The sequence below is a fragment of the Achromobacter sp. SIMBA_011 genome (assembly GCF_046535435.1).
Taxonomy (GTDB): Bacteria; Pseudomonadota; Gammaproteobacteria; order Burkholderiales; family Burkholderiaceae_B; genus Achromobacter; species Achromobacter dolens.
Genome location: NZ_JAWRWN010000802.1, coordinates 1 through 256 on the forward strand (window position 1 = coordinate 1; position 256 = coordinate 256).

General features: G+C 62.1%; 1 protein-coding gene. It reads left to right on the forward strand.

What is annotated here, in order from left to right:
- Positions 1–256: NAD(P)H-hydrate dehydratase (locus tag SB816_RS33200; RefSeq protein WP_410548404.1), on the forward strand; the 256-nt coding region annotated here is incomplete at both ends.

Consider the following 256-nt stretch of genomic DNA (forward strand, 5'->3'; position numbering starts at 1 on the left):
GGTGACGCTGACGGCGGTGATGAGTGCCGGTCTGAATGATGCCGAGGATCTGGGGCGCTGGCTGGAGGATAAACGCCATGGCGCATTCGTTCTCGGGCCCGGTTTCGGCGATCTCGAAAAGGCGCGGCAATTCGTGTCCCTGCTTGGCGACAAGGCCGTGGTTCTGGATGCAGATGCGATCACCGCTTTCAGGGATCGTCCGGAGACCCTGTTCGAGCGCGTGACATCCGGCACGGGAAAATTCGTGCTGACGCCG